This window comes from Streptomyces sp. MK37H (assembly GCF_018035285.1).
Lineage (GTDB): Bacteria > Actinomycetota > Actinomycetes > Streptomycetales > Streptomycetaceae > Streptomyces > Streptomyces endocoffeicus.
In genome coordinates, this window is the sequence record NZ_JAAAYH010000663.1 from 1 (window position 1) to 3322 (window position 3322).

The following is a 3322-nucleotide window of genomic DNA, read 5'->3' on the forward strand; positions in this document are numbered from 1 at the left end:
GCTCACGCGGGGGCTCGTACGACGCCGGCCAGAAGTCCGTGATGGTCTGGATCCGGCCGTCCGCGGAGGCGGTGAAGAAGCTGATCGCCTGCGTCTCCTCCTCGTCCACGCTGAAACTCACCCAGGAGACCGCCTGATCGCCGTCGGTGATGACGCGCTCGACCTCCAGGCTCCACTCGCCCACATGCTCCGCGTTGAAGCGCACCACGCCGTCCCGGCCGAGCACCCGCTCGCGGGTCTGCGGCAGCTCGTAGCGGACGTCGTCGGCGAGGGTGGCGCCGAACGCCCGCCAGTCCCTGGCCTGGGCCGTTGCCCAGTACGTCTCCACCGTCGCGCCTATGTCGGCCATCAGCTCCCCCTCGGTGTGCGGCCTGGCGTCCATCCCGCCGGGAACGTTATCCACAGGCGCGGGGCGACGCCAGCGCGCATGTCGGGGTGCGGCGCAGAATGGTGGGCATGACTGAGAGCACGGAGTCCATGCCGGACTGGGAAAAGCGCTTCCGGGCGCCGCGAGTGGGGCTGCCCGACTGGGCGGAAGACGCCCCGGACCACTCGCTGTTCGTCTCGAACGCCACGGGTACGTACGAGCTGTACGCATGGGACCGGGCCACCGGTGCCCAGGGGCAGGTCACGGACCGGCCGAACGGGACGACCGACGGGGTGCTGTCGCCGGACGGCCGGTGGATCTGGTGGTTCTCGGACACCGACGGCGATGAGTTCGGGGTGTGGCTGCGCCAGCCGTTCAGCCGCGACGAGGGTGACGAAGGTGACGGGCGCCCGGCCAACGAGCCCGCGACCCCGGGTCTGGCCCCCTCCTACCCCGCGGGGCTCGCGCTGGGCCGCGACGGCACGGCGGTCGTCGGGCGGTCCACCGACGAGGACGGCTCGACCATCCATGTGATGCGGCCGGGCGGTGAGTCCGAGGAGATCTACCGGCACCGCGAGTCCGCCGGAGTGGGCGATCTCTCCCATGACGGGACGCTGATCGCGATCGAGCACACCGAGCACGGCGACGCGATGCACTCGGCGATCCGGGTCCTGCGGCCGGACGGGACGGCCGTCGCGGAGCTGGACGACACCAAGGGCGGCACCGAGGAGCTGGGCCTGTCCGTGATGGGCTTCGCGCCCGTGGAGGGCGACACCCGGCTGCTGGTCGGGCATCAGCGGCGCGGCCGGTGGGAGCCCATGGTGTGGGATCCGACGACCGGTGTGGAGACGGCGCTGGCGATCGACCTGCCCGGTGACGTCGGGGCGGACTGGTTCCCGGACGGATCGGCGCTGCTGGTCGAGCACAGCCATCAGGCCCGCAGCGAGCTGTGGCGGTACGACCTCGCCGCCGGCGAGCTGACCCGCCTGGAGACCCCGCCGGGCACGATCTCGGGCGCCACGGCGCGGCCGGACGGCACGGTGGAGTTCCTGTGGTCGTCGGCCGAGAAGCCGCCCCAGGTGCGGTCGACGAGCGGGCGGACGGTGCTGGACCCGCCCGGTTTCACCGCGCCGGAGTCGGTGCCGGTCACCGACGTCTGGGTGGACGGCCCCGGCGGGCGGGTGCACGCGCTGGTGCAGAAGCCCGCGGGCGAGGGCCCCTTCCCGACGGTCTTCGACATCCACGGCGGGCCGACCTGGCACGACAGCGACGCCTTCGCGGCGGGCCCCGCGGCCTGGGTGGACCACGGCTTCGCCGTGGTGCGGGTCAACTACCGCGGCTCCACCGGCTATGGGCGGGCGTGGACGGACGCGCTCAAGCACCGGGTCGGGCTGATCGAGCTGGAGGACATCGCGGCCGTGCGGGAGTGGGCGGTGGCCTCCGGGCTCGCCGACCCCGAGCGGCTGGTGCTGGCCGGCGGTTCCTGGGGCGGCTATCTGACGCTGCTGGGGCTCGGGACCCAGCCGGCTTCCTGGGCGCTGGGGCTGGCCGCGGTCCCGGTCGCGGACTATGTGACGGCCTACCACGACGAGATGGAGGCCCTGAAGGCGATGGACCGCACCCTGCTGGGCGGCACCCCGGAGGAGGTGCCGGAGCGGTTCGAGGCGTCGTCCCCGCTGACCTATGTGGATCAGGTGCGGGCGCCGGTCTACATCTCGGCGGGGGTGAACGACCCGCGCTGCCCCATACGGCAGATCGACAACTATGTGGAGCGGCTCGAGCGGCGCGGCGCCCCGCATGAGGTCTACCGCTATGACGCGGGGCACGGCTCGCTGGTCGTCGAGGAGCGGATCAAGCAGTTGCGCTTGGAGATCGAGTTCGCTCGGCGTCATCTGGGGCCGGGTCCGCACCCGGCGCCGCCGGAGCCGTCGGTTCGGGCGGCGTGATGCCGAGGGCCAGATCGCGGGCCGTCTCGGCCTCGCGGCGGAACAGCCGGAACCACATGAAGACCACGAAGCCCGCGAAGACGAACCACTCACCGGTGTAGCCCAGGTTCTGGAACGCCTTGATGTCGAGCCCGGTGCCCTCCGCCACCGTGGGGGGCACCGGCTTCAGGGCCCCGGGAGCCTCGGCGGAGGTGACCCAGGCGTCGTACACCTGGTACGGCACCAGGTTGACCAGGGAGGCGGCGCTGATCATGCCCAGCTGACCGCGGGGGAGGCCGCCGCTCGCGCTCACCCCGTCGCCGCCCTGGTGCTCGGACGCCTGCAGCGCACCGGTGACGGTCACCTCCCCGGAGGGGGGTGCGGGCACCTTGGCGGTGGCCGCCGGATCGTCGGCGTCGCCGGGGAGCCAGCCGCGGACGACGGGCAGCGCCTTGGCGCCGTCCTTGCCCTCACCCCTGTCCCCGTCCTTGACCCCGTCCTTGTCACCATCCACGCGCAGCAGAGTCAGCACATAGAAGCCGTCGCGGTCGTCCAGCCGCCGGTCGGGCACGAGGAGTTGATGTGCGGTGTCGTATCGGCCGGTGGCGGTGGCCCGCTCCCCGGAGGTCTTCGCGGTGACCGGCAGCAGATCGCCCAGCGGCCGGGCCGCGGCCCTCCGCTCGGCGGACGCCTCGTCCTGCTGCTGGTTGTGCGTATTGACACGCGTCTCGAAGCGGCTGAGCTGCCAGCTGCCCATGAAGAGGCAGACCGGGATCGCCAACAGGGTGAACACGTTGATCACCCACCAGCGGGGGGTGAGCAGAAACCGATACACACCCCCACGGTACGGGCTTCGCGTCGCGGCCCCGGCGGCGGGGCCGCCCCTCAGAGCCCCGTGCCGCGGCCCCAGAACCCCGCCGGAGCGCGCCCGGACCACCGGGGGACCTCCCGGGCTCGAGGACCCGGGAGGCCGCTGCTCCGCGGCTCCGGAAAGACGTCGGCGGGCCTTGGAGGGAGGGCGGCGGGCCCT

3 protein-coding genes are annotated in these 3322 nt (G+C 72.9%); 1 reads left to right on the forward strand and 2 read right to left on the reverse strand.

Going from position 1 to position 3322, the window contains the following annotated elements:
* Positions 1-349 (reverse strand): nuclear transport factor 2 family protein (locus GWI24_RS42330; RefSeq protein ID WP_210951338.1); only part of this gene is annotated, 349 nt, incomplete at its 3' end.
* Between the two features lie 98 nt (positions 350-447).
* Here GWI24_RS42330 and GWI24_RS42335 point away from each other — a divergent pair.
* Positions 448-2313 carry a prolyl oligopeptidase family serine peptidase gene (locus GWI24_RS42335; protein WP_247617649.1) on the forward strand — a complete coding sequence of 622 codons (1866 nt, stop codon included), beginning with the start codon at positions 448-450 and terminating at the stop codon, positions 2311-2313.
* On the opposite strand, the gene GWI24_RS42340 is transcribed toward GWI24_RS42335, so the two are convergent.
* Positions 2219-3127, reverse strand: coding sequence for an SURF1 family protein (locus tag GWI24_RS42340; RefSeq protein ID WP_210951337.1), 909 nt, complete (start codon positions 3125-3127; stop codon positions 2219-2221). The two genes, GWI24_RS42335 and GWI24_RS42340, sit on opposite strands and share 95 nt — an antisense overlap.
* Between the last annotated feature and the right edge of the window lie 195 nt (positions 3128-3322).

Bases quoted from the DNA above. Each gene is read 5' to 3' on its own strand.
- GWI24_RS42335 (WP_247617649.1), top strand. From the start codon at position 448: ATGGTGGGCATGACTGAGAGCACGGAGTCCATGCCGGACTGGGAAAAG.